This is a genomic window from Roseococcus sp. GW821-FHT12F05, from assembly GCF_058806835.1.
Window position 1 is genome coordinate 331,291 of sequence record NZ_JBXAQB010000003.1, and the last position, 16,005, is coordinate 347,295.

Sequence of the window (16,005 nt, forward strand, 5' to 3'; positions counted from 1 at the left end):
CCTCCGGGCGTCAGGAAAACGTCAAGCGCAGCCCCTCGGCAAGGGGGCGGGGCCGGATGCCGAGAATTTCACGCATCGGCCGGATGTCGAAATCCTTGTCCTCGGTGAGGCGGCGGATCTCCTCCGCGCCGATCCGGGGCAGGAAGGGCAGGGCGCGGGCGAGGGGGCTCGCGGCGATCAGCAGCGCGGCGGGCAGGGGCAGGACGGGCCGAGGTGCGATCCCGGCCGCGCGGGCCACCGCGGCGCAGAAGTCGCGATAGGCGAGAGGCTCGGGCCCGGCGATGGTGACGACCTTCGCGTCCGGTGCCGTCAGCGATGCGGCGGCGATCAGGCAGGCGGTCACGTCGTCCTGATGGATGGGCTGCACCAGGTTCCGCCCGCCGCCGGGCAGCGGCAGCACGGGCAGCCGCCGCATCAGGGCGGCGAGGCGCTGGACGTTGTCCTCGCCCTCGGCGCCGTAGATCATCGTGGGGTGCAGCATCGCGCCGGCGCGGCCGCTGGCGAGGAAGGCGGATTCGCCGGCGCGCACGCCGTCGCCGTGATCGTCCGGCCAGCGCGAGTAGCGCCGCGTGCTGCCCATGAAGACGAAGCGTGCCCCCTCCGGCGCGGCGGCGAGGATGGACGCCGCATGCCGCGCATGGGCGCAGGAGATGACGGTCGCCGCCCCCTCCAGCGCCGCCCGCAGCGAGGCCGGGTCGCCGAGATCGGCCACCGCATGCGGTGCGCCGATCCCCAGCGCCGCCCATTTCGCCGGGCTGCGCACCACGGGGCGAAAAGGCCGCCCCAGCGCCCGGCAGAGCGCCGAGCCCGAGCGGCCCGACGCGCCGATGACCGCGATCAGACCTTCAATCAATCACCGGCCTTCGGGCAGGAGGAAGCGCAGATCCGCGCCCTGCGGCGCTTGGAGCACCTCGCGATGCACCAGCGCGTCCCAGCCGCGCTTGGGCTCGGCCTTGGCCTTCCATTCGGCGCGGCGCTTGGCCAGCTCGGCCTCGTCCACCAGCAGGTCGAGGCTGCGGTTCTTCACGGAGAGGCGGATGCGGTCGCCGGTCTTCACCAGGGCCAGCGGGCCGCCGGCCTCGGCCTCCGGCGAGATGTGCAGGACGACCGTGCCGAAGGCCGTGCCGGACATGCGGCAGTCGCTCATGCGCACCATGTCCTTCACGCCGGCGCGGGCGAGCTTGCGGGGAATGGGCAGGTAGCCCGCCTCGGGGAAGCCGGCCGTGCTCAGCGGTCCCGCGCCTTTCAGGATGGTGATGTCGTCCTTGGTGACGTCGAGGTCGTCGCTGTCGATGCGGGCGGCGAGGTCCTCCACGCCGTCGAAGACCATGCAGCGCGCCTCGGTCTCGAAGAGGCTCGGCGTGGCCGCGCTGCGCTTCAGGATCGCGCCGTCCGGCGCCAACGAGCCGAAGAGCGCCACGATGCCGCCCACCGGCGAGACCGGCTCGTTGCGCGCCTTGATGTAGGTGCGGTCGACGAAGCGCGGCCCGGCGCCGATCCGGTCGCCGAGGGTGACGCCGTCCACGTCCTTCGCGTCCAGATGCAGCAGGTCGCGCAGCTCATGCAGGAGCGCGACCATGCCGCCGGCCGTATGAAAGTCCTCCATGTAGCCCTCGCCGGTGGGCTTGAGGTCCACCAGCACCGGCGTCGTGTCGGAGAGCATGTTGAGGCGGTGGTAGTCGATCTTGATGCCCACGCGCCCCGCGATGGCGGCCAGGTGCACCAGCGCGTTGGTCGAGCCGCCGAGCGCCAGCAGCACGCGCAGCGCGTTCTCGACGCTGTGCTCGGTGATGATCTCGTCGGGACGGACGGGCTTGTGGATGAGGCGCACGGCCTGGGCGCCGGCCTCCTCGGCCGCCCGCAGCCGGTCGGCATGCACGGCGGGGATGCTGGCGGCGTCCAGCGGCATGAAGCCGAGCGTGCTGGTCAGGCAGGCCATGGTGCTGGCCGTGCCCATGACGCCGCAGGTGCCGGCGGTGACGGCGAGCGAGCCCTCGATCTCCTGGATGCGCTCCTCGGAGACGTCGCCGGCGCGGTAGCGCGCCCAGTAGCGGCGGCAGTCGGTGCAGGCGGCGAGACGCTCGCCCTGGTAGCGGTTGGCGCTCATCGGCCCGACCACGAGCTGCACGGCGGGCGTGCCGGCTGACGCGGCGGCCATGAGCTGGGCGGGCACCGTCTTGTCGCAGCCGCCGATCAGGACCACGGAATCCATGGGCTGGGCCGCGATCATCGCCTCGGTGTCGAGCGCCATGAGGTTGCGGTAGTGCATGGAGCAGGGCGAGAGGTAGGGCTCGCAGAGGCTGATGGTCGGGAAGGCCATGGGCAGGCCGCCGGCCATCAACACGCCGCGCTTCACGGCCTCGATGAGCTCGGGCGCGGTGCGGTGGCAGTTGTTGAGGTCGCTGCCGGTGTCGACGATGCCGACCACCGGGCGCTTCAGCGCCTCGGCCGAATAGCCCATGGACTTGGCGAAGGAGCGGCGCAGATAGAGGGCGAATTCCTTGTCGCCGTAATTCGCCGCGTTGCGGGCGAGGCCCTTCGGTTCGGGGGCCTTCTTCTCGTCGCTCATATCCGTCACTTCGCCTGGGGTTGTTGGGGCACGTTGCCCCGGTTCTCGCCGCCGCGCCAGTTGCCGGGATTAAGTTCTGTGGTATTCCATTACCACGTCGGAAAATCCCGCTTTCCGCTTGACCTCCCGCGCCGGACGCTGCACATAGCGCGCCGCATTCCAAGTTTGATCTCGAAGGTTCAGATGCTCAGCACACAGACCCGCTCGGTGAAGCCGGCGGAGGTCCAGAAGAACTGGTGGGTGATCGATGCCGAGGGCCTCGTGCTCGGCCGGCTCGCCACCATCGTCGCCAACCGCCTGCGCGGCAAGCACAAGGCGACGTTCACCCCGCATGTCGATTGCGGCGACCACGTCGTGATCCTGAACGCCGGCAAGGTGAAGCTCACCGGCAACAAGGCGGACCAGTCGGTCTTCTACTGGCACACGGGCTTCGCCGGCGGCATCAAGGGCCGTTCCGCGAAGGAGCTGCTCGACGGCCGTTACCCGGAGCGGGTCATCACCAAGGCCGTGGAGCGCATGATCACGCGCGGTCCGCTGGGCCGGAAGCAGATGAAGAACCTGCACGTCTATGCCGGGACCGAGCATCCGCATGCCGGCCAGGATCCGAAGGCGCTCGATGTCGCCGCGATGAACCGCAAGAATGTCGCCTCCGGCGGCGCCCAGTCGAAGGCGGCCTGAATTCCATGAGCGAGCAGACCACGGCGAACTCCCTCGCCGACCTCAAGAACCTGGTGCAGGGCACGACCATCGCCGCCGGCACCGAGGCAGCCGCCGCCCCCGTCGCGCCGAAGCGTGACGCCCAGGGCCGCGCCTATGCCACCGGCGGCCGCAAGGAATCCGTCGCGCGCGTGTGGGTGATGCCGGGCAAGGGCACCTTCACCATCAACGACAAGCCGGCGTCCAAGTACTTCGCCCGGCCGGTGCTGCGCATGCTGATCGCGCAGCCCTTCCTGGTGGCCGACCGCTACCAGGCCTTCGACGTGGTGGCGACGGTCGCCGGCGGCGGTCTCTCGGGCCAGGCCGGCGCGGTGCGCCACGGCATCAGCCGCGCGCTCGTGAACTACGAGCCGGAGCTGCGCAGCATCCTCAAGAAGGCCGGCTTCCTGACGCGCGACCCGCGTGCGGTCGAGCGCAAGAAGTACGGCAAGATGAAGGCGCGACGTTCCTTCCAGTTCTCCAAGCGCTGACGCCCTGCGGACCGGGCGTCACGCCCGGCCTGCATGCCGGCTATCCCCAAGGGGCGGGTCCGCAAGGATCCGCCCCTTTTGTTTTTTTCACGCGACTGGTTCAGACTCGTTCCAACAGGAGGGCCCCATGGCCAGGAATCCGAGCATCTTCATCGACGGCGAAAGCGGCACGACGGGTCTGCAGATCCGCGCCCGCCTCGCGAACCATCCGCGGATCGAGATCCGCTCGATCGCCGATGCCGACCGCAAGGATCCGGCCGCCAAGCGCCGCCTCATGGAGCAGGTGGACGCCGTGGTGCTCTGCCTGCCCGATGCGGGCGCCAAGGAGGTCGCGGCGATCGCGGCCGGGATGGGCGACGCGGCGCCGAAGCTGCTGGACGCCAGCACGGCCCACCGGGTGGACCCGGACTGGGTCTTCGGCTTTCCGGAGCTGACGCCGGACCAGCCGGCCATGATCGCGGCCGCCAAGCGGGTGGCCAATCCCGGCTGCTACCCGACCGGCGGCATCGCGCTGCTGCGGCCGCTGGTGGATGCCGGGATCATCCCGAGGGACTATCCGATCACCGTGAACGCCGTCTCCGGCTACACCGGCGGCGGCAAGTCGATGATCGCGGAGTTCGAGGAGGCTCATTCGGCCGGGCCCTTCTTCCTCTACGGCCTCCAGCTCGAGCACAAGCACGTGCCGGAACTGCAGCTCTACAGCGCGCTGTCGGTGCGGCCGATCTTCGTGCCCAGCGTGGGCGACTTCGCCCAGGGCATGCTGGTCAGCATCCCGCTGCACCTCGACACGCTGCCCGGCAGGCCGAAGCCGGCCGATCTCGAGGCGGTGCTGTCCGAGCGCTATGCGAAGTCCGGCTGGGTGAAGGTCATGCCCGCCGACGGCGCGCAGCGGCTGGAGCCCTTGGCGCTCAACGGCTCGAACATGCTGGAGCTGCGCGTCTACGGGAATGCGAAGCACAATCAGGCGGTGCTCGTCGCCAAGCTGGACAATCTGGGGAAGGGGGCGTCCGGCGCGGCCGTGCAGAACCTCGGCCTGATGCTGAACGTGGATGTGGACGCGGCGCTGCCGCTGGGGATCGCTGCGGAATGAACGGACCTCTCTACCCTTTCGAGGGCAAGCTGCCCGCCATCCACGCACGCGCCTGGGTGGCGCCGACGGCGGCCGTCATCGGCGACGTCGAGATCGGCGAGCTCTCGAACATCTGGTACCACTGCGTGCTGCGCGGCGATTCCAACTACATCCGCATCGGCGCGCGCACGAACATCCAGGACGGCACGATCATCCACGTGAACTCGGGCACCTTCCCGACGATCATCGGCGATGACGTGACGGTGGGCCATGCCGCCATCATCCATGCCTGCACCCTCGCGAACCGCGCCTTCGTCGGCATGGGCGCGACCGTGCTGGACGGCGCCGTGATCGAGGAGGGCGGCGTGCTGGCCGCCGGCTCCGTGCTGCCGCCGGGCAAGCGCGTGCCGGCGCTGGAGCTCTGGGTGGGCAATCCCGCGAAGCTGATGCGCGTGCTCACGCCCGAGCAGCGGGCGGGCTTCGACACGACCGCGCCGCACTATGTGGAACTGGCGGAACGCCACCGCGCGTCGCTTCGTTCCACTTCGTAACTTGAGATGGCGGCGCGCCACCCCATAAATTCCTTGTCATGAGGAACGCTGTTCGAGCCGCTATGCTCCTGGTGCCGTTGGCCGCCTGCGCCACCGGCCCGCTCCCACCCAGTGCGCGCCTGCCGCCGGATGCCATCTCGGCGGCGCAGGATCCGATGCGCACGGCGATTCTCGGCTCCGCCTACACCTTCAACCGCACCAGCTCGCCCGCCGAGCGCGCGCGGGCCGTCGCGCTCGTCGAATTCCTCGCCGCCGACTATCGCTGGGACTGGCGCTGGGCCGAGTACACGCCGACCACGGGCTCCGCGCTGGAGGCCGCGCGCCACGAGCTGCACACAGCCTTCGGCATCGCGCCCAGTGCATCGCCCCAGGCGGTGGTGGACGGGCTGATGGTCGCCTCGCGCTCGCTGGAGCTGGGGAATCCGCCGGCTCTGTCGCCGGCGGTCTTCGCGCAGCCTTCCGTCACCCTCGCGAGCCTCTCCACGCCGGCCGAGCTTCCGGCGACCCGCAATGCCACGGCGATGATGGAGCGCGAGCTTCACCGCATCGATACCGAGCGTTACAGCGGCGGCGGCCCGGGCGGCAGCGGCGGCGGCGGCGGCGCGCATCCGTAAAGCTTCCCAAATTCGGGTGACTTCGGCGGACACCTCTGCTAAGTATTTGAAAATATGGCTGGTTCGCAATGAATTCGGCTTTGTATGAGGACTGATTCCATGAAGCGTTCCCTGCTGCTGGCCCTTCCCTTGCTGGCGGCCTGCTCCGGCCCGATCCTCACAGCACCTCCTGGCGAGTGGGCCACGCTGCCGCGAGACGCGGTGGTCGGTGCCGGCGACCCGACGCGCTCAGCCGTCCTCTCGACCGCTGCCGTTTTCGGCGACCGGACCCCGGCGGCGGGCCAGCCTGCCACGGCCGCGCGCGCGATTGCACAGATGGAGTACCTCGCGGTCGCCCTGCCGAGCGACAGCAACTTCGCCAACGCCTCGCCCACTTTGATGCCGCAGCTCGCGACGGCGCGCCGCGAATGGCGCGGGGCGCTCGACATCGCGCCGGATGCGGCCCCGCAGGCCATCATCGACTCGCTCTACGCGGCGGCCCGTGCGCTCGATGCGGGACAGCGTGACGCCGCCGCCGCAGCCTTGCCGCCGACCATCTTCCGCCGCGGGGGAGCGGCGACACTGGCGCTGCTGGCTTCGCTGCCGAACCTCCCGAGCACCGCCGCGGCCGCAGCGACCGCCCAGCAGGCGCTGCGCACGCTGACCCCGCAGCGGACACTGTGATGCAGCGCCGCGCCCTTCTGTCCGTGCTGATCCTCTCGGGCTGCGCCGAGGGGCTCACCACGCCGGAAGCGGCGCGGCTGCCGCGGGATTCGGTCGAAGGTGCCGGGGATCCCACCAACGCGGCCGTATCCCGCACGGCCTTCGCCTTCGCGAACCAATCGACGGCGCTGACCGGCCGTCCCGGCGAGGCGGCGCGTGCCATCGCGGACATGGAGTTCCTGGCCGCCTCGCTGCCCTCCAATCCGCGGTTCCAGCAGCGCGACCCGCTGCTGCCGGTGCGCCTGGCCCAGGCCCGCACGGAATGGCGGCAGGCGCTGGGCATCGCCCCGGACACGCCGGCCCAGCCGCTGATCGACCGCCTCTATGCCGTCTGGCGCGCCTTGGGCGCGGGCGACCCCGCGGCGGCGGCCGCGTCGCTGCCGGTGACGCTGATCCCACCGGGCGGGCAGGGGGCGCTCGCCAAGCTGGCCGCGCTGCCGCCTCTGCCGCAGACGGCGCAGGCCGCCAGCGCCGCCGCCCGCGTCCAGTCCGAGGGCAACCTGCCCCTGGGCCGTCGCCGGCTGTGAAGGCGCGGCTCCTCGCCGGCCTGCTCACACTGTCCGCCTGTGCGGAGTTGACGCGCCCCCTGCCGCCGGAACCGCCGACCGAGCTCTCGGGCGGGCTGGTGGCGCAGCCGCTCTTCGCGATCCTGGATCGCGCCACGGCCGATTTCGACCGGGGTGGCATGGCGCTCGAGGGCCATCCCGCCCGGACCGCGCTGGCCGTCGCGCGGCTGGAATGGCTGGGCGGCGAGGCCCGGCCGGGCGGCCGGCTCTCGACCCTGCCGGATTCCTACCTCTTCGGCCTGCAGCGCGCCGTGCAGGAGGGGCGGCTGGCCCTGGCCATTGCCCCGGATGCGACGCCCGCGACCACCGTGCCGGCGCTGCTCGCCGCCTCCCGCGCGCTGGCGCGCAACGACACGGCCGCAGCCCGGGCGGACCTGACTGGTCCGGATTTCCGCGAAACGGACCGGCCGGTGCTCAACCGCCTGCGCGAGCCGGGGCCTTTCCCCGACGCGGCCCTCGCGCTGCCGGTCCTCCGCGACGAGGTCTCGCGCCTGCAGGCCGAGGGTCGGACCAGCCGGCGCGTCGCCTCCGAGTTCATCGATGCCGCCATCACCACCCCCAGCCTGGGCGGCGGGGCGGGCCGTCAGGACCGCTGAAGGGGCCGATCGGCCCCTTCAGTCCATCTCAGTCCATCGCCATCACGCGGACATAGCTGCCGGGCGCGTCCTCGATCGGCGTGAGCTTGCCGTCGCCGGGCTGGCGGGCGGGCACCTCGGCCTTATCGATGGCGCAGACCCAGCGGTGCCAGTCGGGCCACCAGCTCCCGGCCAGCTCGGTCGCGCCGGCGAACCAGTCGTCCGGGTTCGGCGGCAGCTCCGCGTTGATCCAGTGGCTGTATTTCCCGGAGTCCGGCGGGTTCACGACGCCGGCGATATGGCCGGAGGCCGCCAGCACGAAGCGCACCGGGCCTGAGAAGATCTGCGTCGCGCGATAGGTGCTCTTCCAGGGCGCGATATGGTCCTCGCGCGTCGAGATCATGTAGCTCGGCACCTTGATCTTCCGAAGGTCGATCTTGGTGCCCAGCAGCTCGATCCCGCCGGGCTTCACCAGGTCGTTCTCCTGGTACATCCGGCGCAGGTAGAAGCTGTGCATCTTCGCGGGCATGCGGGTGCTGTCGTCGTTCCAGTAGAGCAGGTCGAAGGGGAAGGGGTCCTGCCCCAGCAGGTAGTTGTTCACCACGAAGGACCAGATGAGGTCGTTGGCGCGCAGCATGTTGAAGGTCGTCGCCATCTCGCGGCCGTCGAGGTAACCGTGCTTGCTCATCCGCTCCTCGAGCGACTTGAGCTGCTCCTCGTCGATGAAGACGCCGAGCTCCCCGGCCTCCTCGAAGTCGGTCATGGTCACGAAATAGGTGGCCGACTTGATGCGGGTGTCGCGCCTGGCGGCCATGTAGGCCAGCGTGGTCGCGAGCAGGGTGCCGCCCAGGCAGTAGCCGATCGCGTTCACCTGGCGCTCGCCGGTCGCGGCCTCGATGGCGTCGAGGGCGGCCAGCACGCCCTCCTTCATGTAGTCGTCGAAGCCCTTCTCCGCGAGTGTCTCGTCCGGGTTGACCCAGGAGGCGACGAAGACCGTGTGGCCCTGGTCCACCGCCCAGCGGATGAAGCTGTTCTTCGGCCGGAGGTCGAGGATGTAGAACTTGTTGATCCAGGGCGGGAAGATCACCAGCGGGCGCTTCAGCACCTTGGCCGTGGTCGGATTGTACTGGATGAGCTGCATCAGCGGCGTCTGGAAGATCACCTTGCCAGGGGTGACCGCGATGTTCTCGCCGACCTTGAACTTGCTGTCGTCCGTCATGCGGATGCGCAGCTTGCCCTTCCCCCGCTCCAGGTCGGACAGCAGGTTCGACAGTCCCTTGAGGAGATTCGTTCCACCGGTCTCCGCGGTCCGGCGCAGGACCTCGGGGTTGGTCATCACGAAGTTCGCGGGGCTCATCGCGTCCACGAACTGCCGCGTGTAGAAATCGACCTTCTGGGCCGTCTTGGCGTCGAGCCCGTCGGCTGAGTTCACAGCGTTCGTGAAGTAGCGGGCCGAGAGCAGGTAGGACTGGCGGATGAAGTCGAAGACCTCATTCTCCCGCCAAAGATCGTCCTTGAAGCGCCTGTCTCCCTTGGCTTCCTCGATCACGGCGTCGACATGCGGCTCGCCCAGCATGCGCCGCGCGGTGTTCGACCAGAGGGTGAGATAGTCCTGCCAGAAGCCGAGCTGCACCTGCACCAGCCCGGCCGGATTGGCCATGAGCTTCGTCGTCATCTCCAGGAAGGCGGCGCCGATGTTGAGGGGATCGGGATTCCCGTCCGCATCCACCTGGCGCTTCAGGAAATCCTGCACGATGCGCTGCCCGCGCTCGGCCACCTCCGCCATGGTGCGCGAGACCAGCGCCGGGTCGGGCAGGTGGAACTCCGGCGGCGGCTTGCCGCCCGGTGCCCCGGTCATGGAAACTGGCTCATTCTGCTGCGTCCCGCCCTTCGACGACCATACTCTCTTCGCGCTCACGTCTGGCGGGGTTATCAATCACCGACGCCTCGAGGACGCCGCGTGACGCTTCACACCAGGGAAATGGCCCGAACCGTTCGGGGCGAGGGTAGAGACCGCCCCGCTGCGGATCAAGCGCGGCCGCGGGCGTTCGCCTGGTGCCTCCTGCTCGCCCTGCCCTTGGGGGCCTGCGCGGTTCCCGGCCAGATCGACCCCCGGGCCCTGGGGCGCGACATCTCCGGCGCCTCGGTGGATGCGCGGCTGCCGCCGCCGGGCCTGGACAAGCCCACGCCGAACCTCGCCTCCGTGCCGCCCATTCCCGAGCGCCCCGATTCCGCGACGCGCGAGGCGCTGACCCGTCGGCTGGAGGCGGAGCGGGACGCCTCGACCACGGAGGTCCCGGTCCGCCGGGCGGCCGACCCGCTGACGGAGCCCGACGCGCCGGGCCAGCCGCCGATCCCCGCGCGCCCGCCGGCCCCGCCCGTGCTGGCCCGGGCGCCGGCGATCCCCTGGAGCGCGGCGCCGCGCCCTGCGCAGCCGGCTCCGGCCGCGGCCGGCTCGACCGCGCGCCCGCCGGATCTTCTGGCGCCCGAGCACATCGCCCCCGGCGCGGTGCCGGCGCTGCCGACGCCCGATCTGCTCGCGCCGGCCGCGCCGCCGCGCAGCCCCTCCGTCGAGCAGCTCGCGCCCTCGGAGGTGCCGGCGCTACCTTCGCCGGACCTGCTGGCTCCCGCGCCGCCGCGTTAGGCGCAGCCCTGGCTGACCCGCGCCGCCGCGCTTTGCGCGGCCATGGCTGATCTGCGCAGCCGCGCTTTGCGCGGCCACGACGAAGTGATCTACAACGCCGGACTTTCGTTTCGTCCCGGGAGGGCCATCATGGCCGAAGAGTTCCACCGCATCCGTCGCCTGCCGCCCTATGTCTTCGCCGAGGTGAACACGGCCAAGGCCAAGGCGCGCGCGAATGCGGAGGACATCGTGGACCTGGGCATGGGCAATCCCGACAGCCCCACGCCGCCGCATATCGTCGCCAAGATGATCGAGGCCGTGCAGGATCCGCGCACGCACCGGTATTCGATGTCCAAGGGCATTCCCGGCCTGCGCCGCGCGCTCGCCGGCTACTATGCCAACCGCTTCGGCGTGAAGCTCGACCCGGAGACCGAGGTGGTCGCGACCCTGGGTTCCAAGGAGGGGTTGGCGAACCTCGCCCAGGCGATCAGCAGCCCCGGCGACACCATCCTGGTGCCCAACCCGTCCTATCCGATCCACCAGTTCGGCTTCATCATCGCCGGCGCCTCGGCGCGCTTCATCCCCTACACGCCCGACGACGCCATGCTCGAGGCGATCGTGCGAGCGGTGAAGCATTCGGTGCCCAAGCCTACGGCGCTCATCGTCAACTTCCCGTCCAACCCGACGGCGCTGCTGGCGAGCCGCGAGTTCTATAAGGAACTGGTGAAGATCGCGCTCCAGCACGAGCTCATGATCCTCAGCGACCTCGCCTATGCGGAGTTGTATTTCGGCACGATCCCGCCGCCCTCCGTGCTGGAGATTCCCGGCGCGATGGACTGCACGGTCGAGTTCACCAGCCTGTCCAAGACCTACAACATGCCCGGTTGGCGCATGGGCTTCGCGGCCGGCAACCCGCGGATGATCTCGGCGCTCGCTCGGGTGAAGTCCTACCTCGACTACGGCGCCTTCACGCCCATCCAGGTGGCCGCCGCCGCCGCGCTCAACGGCCCGCAGGACTGCGTGGCCGAGATGCGCGAGCTCTACCGCGACCGCCGCGAGGTCCTGGTGAAGGGCCTGCAGCAGGCCGGCTGGGATGTGCCGTCTCCGGAGGCCTCGATGTTCCTCTGGGCGCCGATCCCCGAGAAGTTCCGCCATCTCGGCTCGGTCGGCTTCTCCAAGCTGCTGCTGGAGAAGGCCAAGGTCGCGGTCGCGCCGGGCATCGGCTTCGGCGAGCACGGCGACGGCCATGTCCGCATCGCCATGGTCGAGAACAACCACCGCATCCGCCAGGCGCTGCGGGGGATCCGCACCTTCCTGCAGGGCGACAACGTGGCGCCGGTCGAGGAAGTCCATTCCGCATGAAAGAGCCTCTCAAGCTGGGCGTGGCCGGCCTTGGCACGGTCGGAGCCGGACTGCTGACCCTGTTGCGCGACAATGCCGCGCTCATCGCCGCCCGTGCGGGACGCCCCATCGAGGTGGTCGCCGTCTCGGCGCGCGACCGAAAGCGCGACCGCGGCCTCGCCCTCTCCGGCCTCACCTGGCACGACGACGCGGTGGCGCTGGCCGCCGATCCGAATGTCGGCATCGTGGTCGAGCTCATGGGCGGCTCCGAAGGGCCGGCCCGCGCGCTGGTCGAGGCGGCGCTGTCAGCCGGCAAGCCGGTCGTCACCGCCAACAAGGCGCTGCTGGCCACCCATGGCGGGGCGCTGGCTAAGCTCGCCGAGGCCAAGGGCGTCGCGCTCTCCTACGAAGCGGCGGTGGCCGGCGGCATCCCCGCCATCAAGGCGCTGCGCGAGGGGCTGGCGGGCAACCGCATCGGCCGCGTCGCCGGCATCCTGAACGGCACCTGCAACTACATCCTCACGGAGATGCGGCTGAAGGGCCTGCCCTTCGCCGAGGTGCTCGCGGAGGCGCAGCGCCTCGGCTACGCCGAGGCCGACCCCGCCTTCGACATCGACGGCGTGGACGCGGCCCACAAGCTGGCCATCCTGGCCGCGCTCGCCTTTGGCCATGAGGTGGATCTGGGCGCGCTGCACATCGAGGGCATCCGCAACGTCTCCGCGCTCGACATCGCCCTGGCCGGCGAGCTCGGCTACCGGATCAAGCTGCTGGGCATCGCGAGCCGGGAGGAGGGGGGCGTCGCCGCCCGCGTCCATCCCTGCATGGTGCCGGTGAGCAACCCGATCGCCAATGTGGATGGCGTCTTCAACGCGGTGCTGGCCGAGGGCGACGCGGTGGGCCGCGTCGTCCTCCAGGGCCGAGGCGCCGGCGCGGGGCCGACGGCCAGCGCCGTGGTAGCCGACCTGATCGACATCGCCCGCGGTTGCCATTCCCCGGTCTGGGGCGTGGGCACGGCGGCGCTCGACCGCGCGCCCGGCCTGCCGATGGAGCGGCATCGCGGCGCCTACTACCTGCGGCTCATGGTGCTGGACCAGCCGGGCGTCATCGCCGATGTCACGGGCGTGCTGCGCGACATGGAGATCAGCCTCGAGTCCATGCTCCAGCGCGGCCGCGCCCCGGGCGAGGCGGTGCCGGTCGTGCTCGTCACCCATGAGTGCGAGGAGGCGCAGATGCAGTCGGCCCTGGCCCGCATCGCCGCCCTGCCGAGCGTGGTCGAGAAGCCCGCGATGATCCGCATCGAGCTTCTCTGAGCTATACAGATCCCCACCCGACTCCAGAGGAAGCCCGACCGATGAGCGAGACCGAGAACAGGCCCCGCAACGTGGACCGCAACCTGGCCCTGGAGCTGGTGCGCGTGACCGAGGCCGCGGCCCTCGCCGCGAGCTCCTGGGTCGGCAAGGGCGACAAGAACGCGGCCGACGGCGCCGCCGTCGAGGCCATGCGCCGCGCCTTCGACTCGGTCGCCATCCACGGCACCGTCGTCATCGGCGAGGGCGAGATGGACGAGGCGCCGATGCTCTACATCGGCGAGAAGGTCGGCCTCTACGCCAAGACCGGCGGTGGCCTGCTGGCCGACATCGCCGTGGACCCGCTGGAGGGCACGACGCTCACGGCCAAGGGCGGCCCCAACGCCATGGCCGTGGTGGCGCTCGCCAGCCGCGGCGGATTTCTCCACGCGCCCGACTGCTACATGGACAAGATCGCGATCGGGCCGGGCCATGCGCCGGGGATCGTGGATCTCGACCGCTCGCCCGCGGAGAACCTCGCGGCGCTGGCCAAGTCCAAGGGTGTCTCGATCGGCGAGCTGACCGTCTGCGTGCTCGACCGCGATCGCCACAAGGACATCATCAAGGGCTGCCGGGCCGCCGGCGCGCGCCTCATGCTCATCCCGGACGGCGACGTCTTCGGCGTGGTGGCCTGCGCCCAGCCCGAGACCGGCGTGGACATGTATCTCGGCTGGGGCGGCGCGCCCGAGGGCGTGCTGGCGGCGGCGGCGCTGCGCTGCACCGGCGGCCAGATGCAGGGCCGGCTCGTCTTCGAGGAGGACGCGCAGCTCGTGCGCGCCAAGGAGATGGGCATCGACGATCCCCAGAAGAAATACGAGATGGAGGACCTGGCCTCGGGCGACGTGATGTTCGCCGCCACCGGCGTCACCACCGGCCCCATGCTGCGCGGCGTCCGTCTGATCCCGGGCGGGGCGATCACGCATTCCATCGTGATGCGCAGCAAGTCGGGCACGGTCCGCTACGTCGAGGCCCACCACAACTTCCAGGTGAAGCCCATCTGATGGAAACTGCGCTCGGCGTCGAGCGCAGCCTGACGGGGCGCCGCTGGGTCTGGCGCCAGGCAGACCCGCGCCGGGCGGCAGCGCTGTCGCAGCAGCTTGGCCTGCCGGAGCTGGTGGGGCGGCTGCTGGCGGCCCGGGGCGTGGAGGTGGACGCCGCCGCGCAGTTCCTCGAGCCCACCTTGCGCGCCCTGCTGCCCGACCCCTCGCTGCTGCTGGACATGGACGGCGCGGCGTCGCGGCTGGCCGATGCCGTGCAGCGCGCCGAGACGGTCGCGGTCTTCGCCGATTACGACGTGGACGGCGCCTGCTCCGGCGCGCTCATGGTCCAGGCGCTGCAGGCGCTGGGCTGCCGCGCCATCCCCTACGTGCCGGACCGGCTGGCCGAGGGCTACGGGCCGAACGGGCCGGCGATCACCGGGCTGATCGGGCAGGGGGCCACGCTCGTCGTCTGCGTGGATTGCGGGATCGCGGCGCATGACGCGCTGGCCGTGGCCGCCGGCCTCGCCGACATCGTTGTGCTGGACCACCACAAGGCCGAGGGGCCGCCGCCGCGCATCGTGGCCGCGGTGAACCCCAACCGGCTGGACTGCACCTCCGGCCTGCGCCAGCTCTGCGCGGCGGGGGTGGCCTTCCTGGCCGCCATCGCCATGCAGCGCGAGCTGCGTCGCCGCGGGTATTTTGCCTCCCGGCCCGAGCCGGACCTGCGGGAGCTGCTGGACATCGTCGCGCTGGCCACGGTCTGCGACGTGGTGCCGCTGATCGGCGTGAACCGGGCGCTGGTGACGAACGGGCTGCGCGTGATGGCGCGGCGGGGACGGGCGGGGCTGGCGGCGCTGATGGAGCTCTCCGCCGTGCGCGACGAGCCCTCGGCCCACACGCTGGGCTTCGTGCTGGGACCGCGGATCAATGCGGGCGGGCGGATCGCGGCGCCGGACCTCGGGCTGCGGCTGCTGCTGGAGACGGATCCGGTCGAGGCGCGGGCCATGGCCGAGCGGCTCGACGCCGTGAACCGCAAGCGGCAGGAGGTGGAGGCGGGCGTGCTCGCCTCCGCCATGCGCCAGGCCGAGGCGCAGATCGAGCAGGGCCATGCCGTGCTGCTGCTGCAGGACGAGGGCTGGCACCCGGGCGTGGTCGGCATCGTGGCGGGGCGCGTGCGCGAGCGCTTCAACCGCCCGGCCTGCGTGGCCGGCTTCGAGGCGGGGCTGGGCAAGGGCTCGGGCCGCTCCGTGCCTGGGCTGGACCTGGGGGCCGCGATCATCGCGGCGCGGCAGTCGGGACTGCTGATCGCTGGCGGCGGGCACGCCATGGCGGCGGGCTTCACCATCGAGGCGGCGCGGCTGCCCGAGCTGCACGCGCATCTCGACGAGCGCCTGGCCGCCGCGCGCGAACTGCCGGGCGCGGCGGAGCTGGTGGTCGAGGGCGCGCTCACCGTGCGCGGTGCGACCACGGAGCTGGCGCAGGGCGTGGCCCGGCTCGCGCCCTTCGGCGCCGGCAACGAGGAGCCCTGCTTCGCGATCTCGCGGGCCCGCGTGGTGAAGTCGGGGCGGGTGGGGAAGGAGGGCGCCACCATCCGCGCCTTCCTGGAGGGCGAGGACGGTGGCCGGCTCAAGGCCATCTGCTTCCGCGCCAAGGAAGGCCCGCTCGCCGAGGCGCTGCTCGCCCAGGGCGGAGCGCCGATGTTGCTGAGCGGCCATCTGCGCGCGGAGGTCTGGAACGAGCAGACCAGCGCAGGCTTCTTCGTGACGGACGCGGCGCGACTGTAGGGGCAGGCCTCTGGCCGACGTCTAATTTTTAAGTCGAAATGAACAGAATCTATGCTTCTCCATCGGCGAGATGGCAGGAGCGATTAGGATTTCGATAA

At 71.0% G+C, this 16,005-nt stretch carries 16 protein-coding genes; 13 read left to right on the forward strand and 3 right to left on the reverse strand.

Annotated features, from left to right (window positions below):
- Nucleotides 1–10: 10 nt before the first annotated feature.
- Nucleotides 11–853, reverse strand: coding sequence for an SDR family oxidoreductase (locus tag AC1ROY_RS09985; RefSeq protein WP_493148650.1), 843 nt, complete (start codon nt 851–853; stop codon nt 11–13).
- Nucleotides 854–2,569, reverse strand: coding sequence for a dihydroxy-acid dehydratase (locus AC1ROY_RS09990; protein WP_493148651.1), 1,716 nt, complete (start codon nt 2,567–2,569; stop codon nt 854–856).
- Nucleotides 2,570–2,752: 183 nt separating this feature from the next.
- Here AC1ROY_RS09990 and rplM point away from each other — a divergent pair, with 183 nt between their 5' ends.
- The 8 genes from rplM to AC1ROY_RS10030 all read left to right on the forward strand — a co-directional run bounded on the left by rplM (nt 2,753) and on the right by AC1ROY_RS10030 (nt 7,854).
- The gene (rplM, locus tag AC1ROY_RS09995) at nt 2,753–3,247 is read left to right on the forward strand and encodes a 50S ribosomal protein L13 (protein WP_493148652.1); all 495 of its coding nucleotides are present in this window, start codon (nt 2,753–2,755) and stop codon (nt 3,245–3,247) included.
- 5 nt (nt 3,248–3,252) lie between these two features.
- Nucleotides 3,253–3,756, forward strand: coding sequence for a 30S ribosomal protein S9 (gene rpsI, locus AC1ROY_RS10000; protein ID WP_493148653.1), 504 nt, complete (start codon nt 3,253–3,255; stop codon nt 3,754–3,756).
- 127 nt (nt 3,757–3,883) lie between these two features.
- The gene (argC, locus tag AC1ROY_RS10005) at nt 3,884–4,846 is read left to right on the forward strand and encodes an N-acetyl-gamma-glutamyl-phosphate reductase (RefSeq protein WP_493148654.1); all 963 of its coding nucleotides are present in this window, start codon (nt 3,884–3,886) and stop codon (nt 4,844–4,846) included.
- Entirely contained in the window at nt 4,843–5,376 is a 534-nt protein-coding gene (locus AC1ROY_RS10010; protein WP_493148655.1) for a gamma carbonic anhydrase family protein, read from the forward strand. Before argC ends, AC1ROY_RS10010 begins: the two co-directional genes overlap by 4 nt.
- Nucleotides 5,377–5,438: 62 nt before the next feature.
- Nucleotides 5,439–5,990 (forward strand): hypothetical protein, encoded by a 552-nt coding sequence (locus tag AC1ROY_RS10015; RefSeq protein ID WP_493148656.1) that lies wholly within the window; start codon nt 5,439–5,441, stop codon nt 5,988–5,990.
- A 99-nt stretch (nt 5,991–6,089) separates the two neighbouring features.
- Nucleotides 6,090–6,653, forward strand: coding sequence for a hypothetical protein (locus AC1ROY_RS10020; RefSeq protein ID WP_493148657.1), 564 nt, complete (start codon nt 6,090–6,092; stop codon nt 6,651–6,653).
- Nucleotides 6,653–7,219, forward strand: a complete 567-nt coding sequence (locus AC1ROY_RS10025) for a hypothetical protein (RefSeq protein WP_493148658.1) — start codon at nt 6,653–6,655, stop codon at nt 7,217–7,219. The genes AC1ROY_RS10020 and AC1ROY_RS10025 overlap by 1 nt, the downstream gene beginning before the upstream one ends.
- A gap of 47 nt (nt 7,220–7,266) precedes the next feature.
- Nucleotides 7,267–7,854, forward strand: coding sequence for a hypothetical protein (locus tag AC1ROY_RS10030; RefSeq protein ID WP_493148659.1), 588 nt, complete (start codon nt 7,267–7,269; stop codon nt 7,852–7,854).
- A gap of 28 nt (nt 7,855–7,882) precedes the next feature.
- On the opposite strand, the gene AC1ROY_RS10035 is transcribed toward AC1ROY_RS10030, so the two are convergent.
- Entirely contained in the window at nt 7,883–9,691 is a 1,809-nt protein-coding gene (locus AC1ROY_RS10035) for a PHA/PHB synthase family protein (RefSeq protein ID WP_493148660.1), read from the reverse strand.
- A 219-nt stretch (nt 9,692–9,910) separates the two neighbouring features.
- On the opposite strand from AC1ROY_RS10035, the gene AC1ROY_RS10040 reads away from it, so the two are divergent.
- The 5 genes from AC1ROY_RS10040 to recJ all read left to right on the forward strand — a co-directional run bounded on the left by AC1ROY_RS10040 (nt 9,911) and on the right by recJ (nt 15,907).
- A complete protein-coding gene (locus AC1ROY_RS10040; protein WP_493148661.1) occupies nt 9,911–10,477 on the forward strand; it encodes a hypothetical protein in 567 nt (188 codons plus the stop codon).
- 129 nt (nt 10,478–10,606) lie between these two features.
- Nucleotides 10,607–11,818, forward strand: a complete 1,212-nt coding sequence (locus AC1ROY_RS10045) for an LL-diaminopimelate aminotransferase (protein ID WP_493148662.1) — start codon at nt 10,607–10,609, stop codon at nt 11,816–11,818.
- Nucleotides 11,815–13,107, forward strand: coding sequence for a homoserine dehydrogenase (locus AC1ROY_RS10050; protein ID WP_493148663.1), 1,293 nt, complete (start codon nt 11,815–11,817; stop codon nt 13,105–13,107). The genes AC1ROY_RS10045 and AC1ROY_RS10050 overlap by 4 nt, the downstream gene beginning before the upstream one ends.
- 41 nt (nt 13,108–13,148) lie before the next feature.
- Nucleotides 13,149–14,144, forward strand: coding sequence for a class II fructose-bisphosphatase (gene glpX / locus AC1ROY_RS10055; RefSeq protein ID WP_493148664.1), 996 nt, complete (start codon nt 13,149–13,151; stop codon nt 14,142–14,144).
- On the forward strand, nt 14,144–15,907 hold the full coding sequence (gene recJ / locus AC1ROY_RS10060) for a single-stranded-DNA-specific exonuclease RecJ (RefSeq protein ID WP_493148665.1): 1,764 nt from the start codon (nt 14,144–14,146) through the stop codon (nt 15,905–15,907). The genes glpX and recJ overlap by 1 nt, the downstream gene beginning before the upstream one ends.
- The last annotated feature ends 98 nt before the right edge of the window (nt 15,908–16,005 follow it).

Coding starts and splice junctions, on each gene's coding strand:
- AC1ROY_RS09990 (WP_493148651.1), bottom strand. CDS start 2,569: ATGAGCGACGAGAAGAAGGCCCCCGAACCGAAGGGCCTCGCCCGCAAC.
- rplM (WP_493148652.1), top strand. CDS start 2,753: ATGCTCAGCACACAGACCCGCTCGGTGAAGCCGGCGGAGGTCCAGAAG.
- rpsI (WP_493148653.1), top strand. CDS start 3,253: ATGAGCGAGCAGACCACGGCGAACTCCCTCGCCGACCTCAAGAACCTG.
- argC (WP_493148654.1), top strand. CDS start 3,884: ATGGCCAGGAATCCGAGCATCTTCATCGACGGCGAAAGCGGCACGACG.
- AC1ROY_RS10010 (WP_493148655.1), top strand. CDS start 4,843: ATGAACGGACCTCTCTACCCTTTCGAGGGCAAGCTGCCCGCCATCCAC.
- AC1ROY_RS10015 (WP_493148656.1), top strand. CDS start 5,439: ATGCTCCTGGTGCCGTTGGCCGCCTGCGCCACCGGCCCGCTCCCACCC.
- AC1ROY_RS10020 (WP_493148657.1), top strand. CDS start 6,090: ATGAAGCGTTCCCTGCTGCTGGCCCTTCCCTTGCTGGCGGCCTGCTCC.
- AC1ROY_RS10025 (WP_493148658.1), top strand. CDS start 6,653: ATGCAGCGCCGCGCCCTTCTGTCCGTGCTGATCCTCTCGGGCTGCGCC.
- AC1ROY_RS10035 (WP_493148660.1), bottom strand. CDS start 9,691: ATGACCGGGGCACCGGGCGGCAAGCCGCCGCCGGAGTTCCACCTGCCC.
- AC1ROY_RS10045 (WP_493148662.1), top strand. CDS start 10,607: ATGGCCGAAGAGTTCCACCGCATCCGTCGCCTGCCGCCCTATGTCTTC.
- AC1ROY_RS10050 (WP_493148663.1), top strand. CDS start 11,815: ATGAAAGAGCCTCTCAAGCTGGGCGTGGCCGGCCTTGGCACGGTCGGA.
- glpX (WP_493148664.1), top strand. CDS start 13,149: ATGAGCGAGACCGAGAACAGGCCCCGCAACGTGGACCGCAACCTGGCC.
- recJ (WP_493148665.1), top strand. CDS start 14,144: ATGGAAACTGCGCTCGGCGTCGAGCGCAGCCTGACGGGGCGCCGCTGG.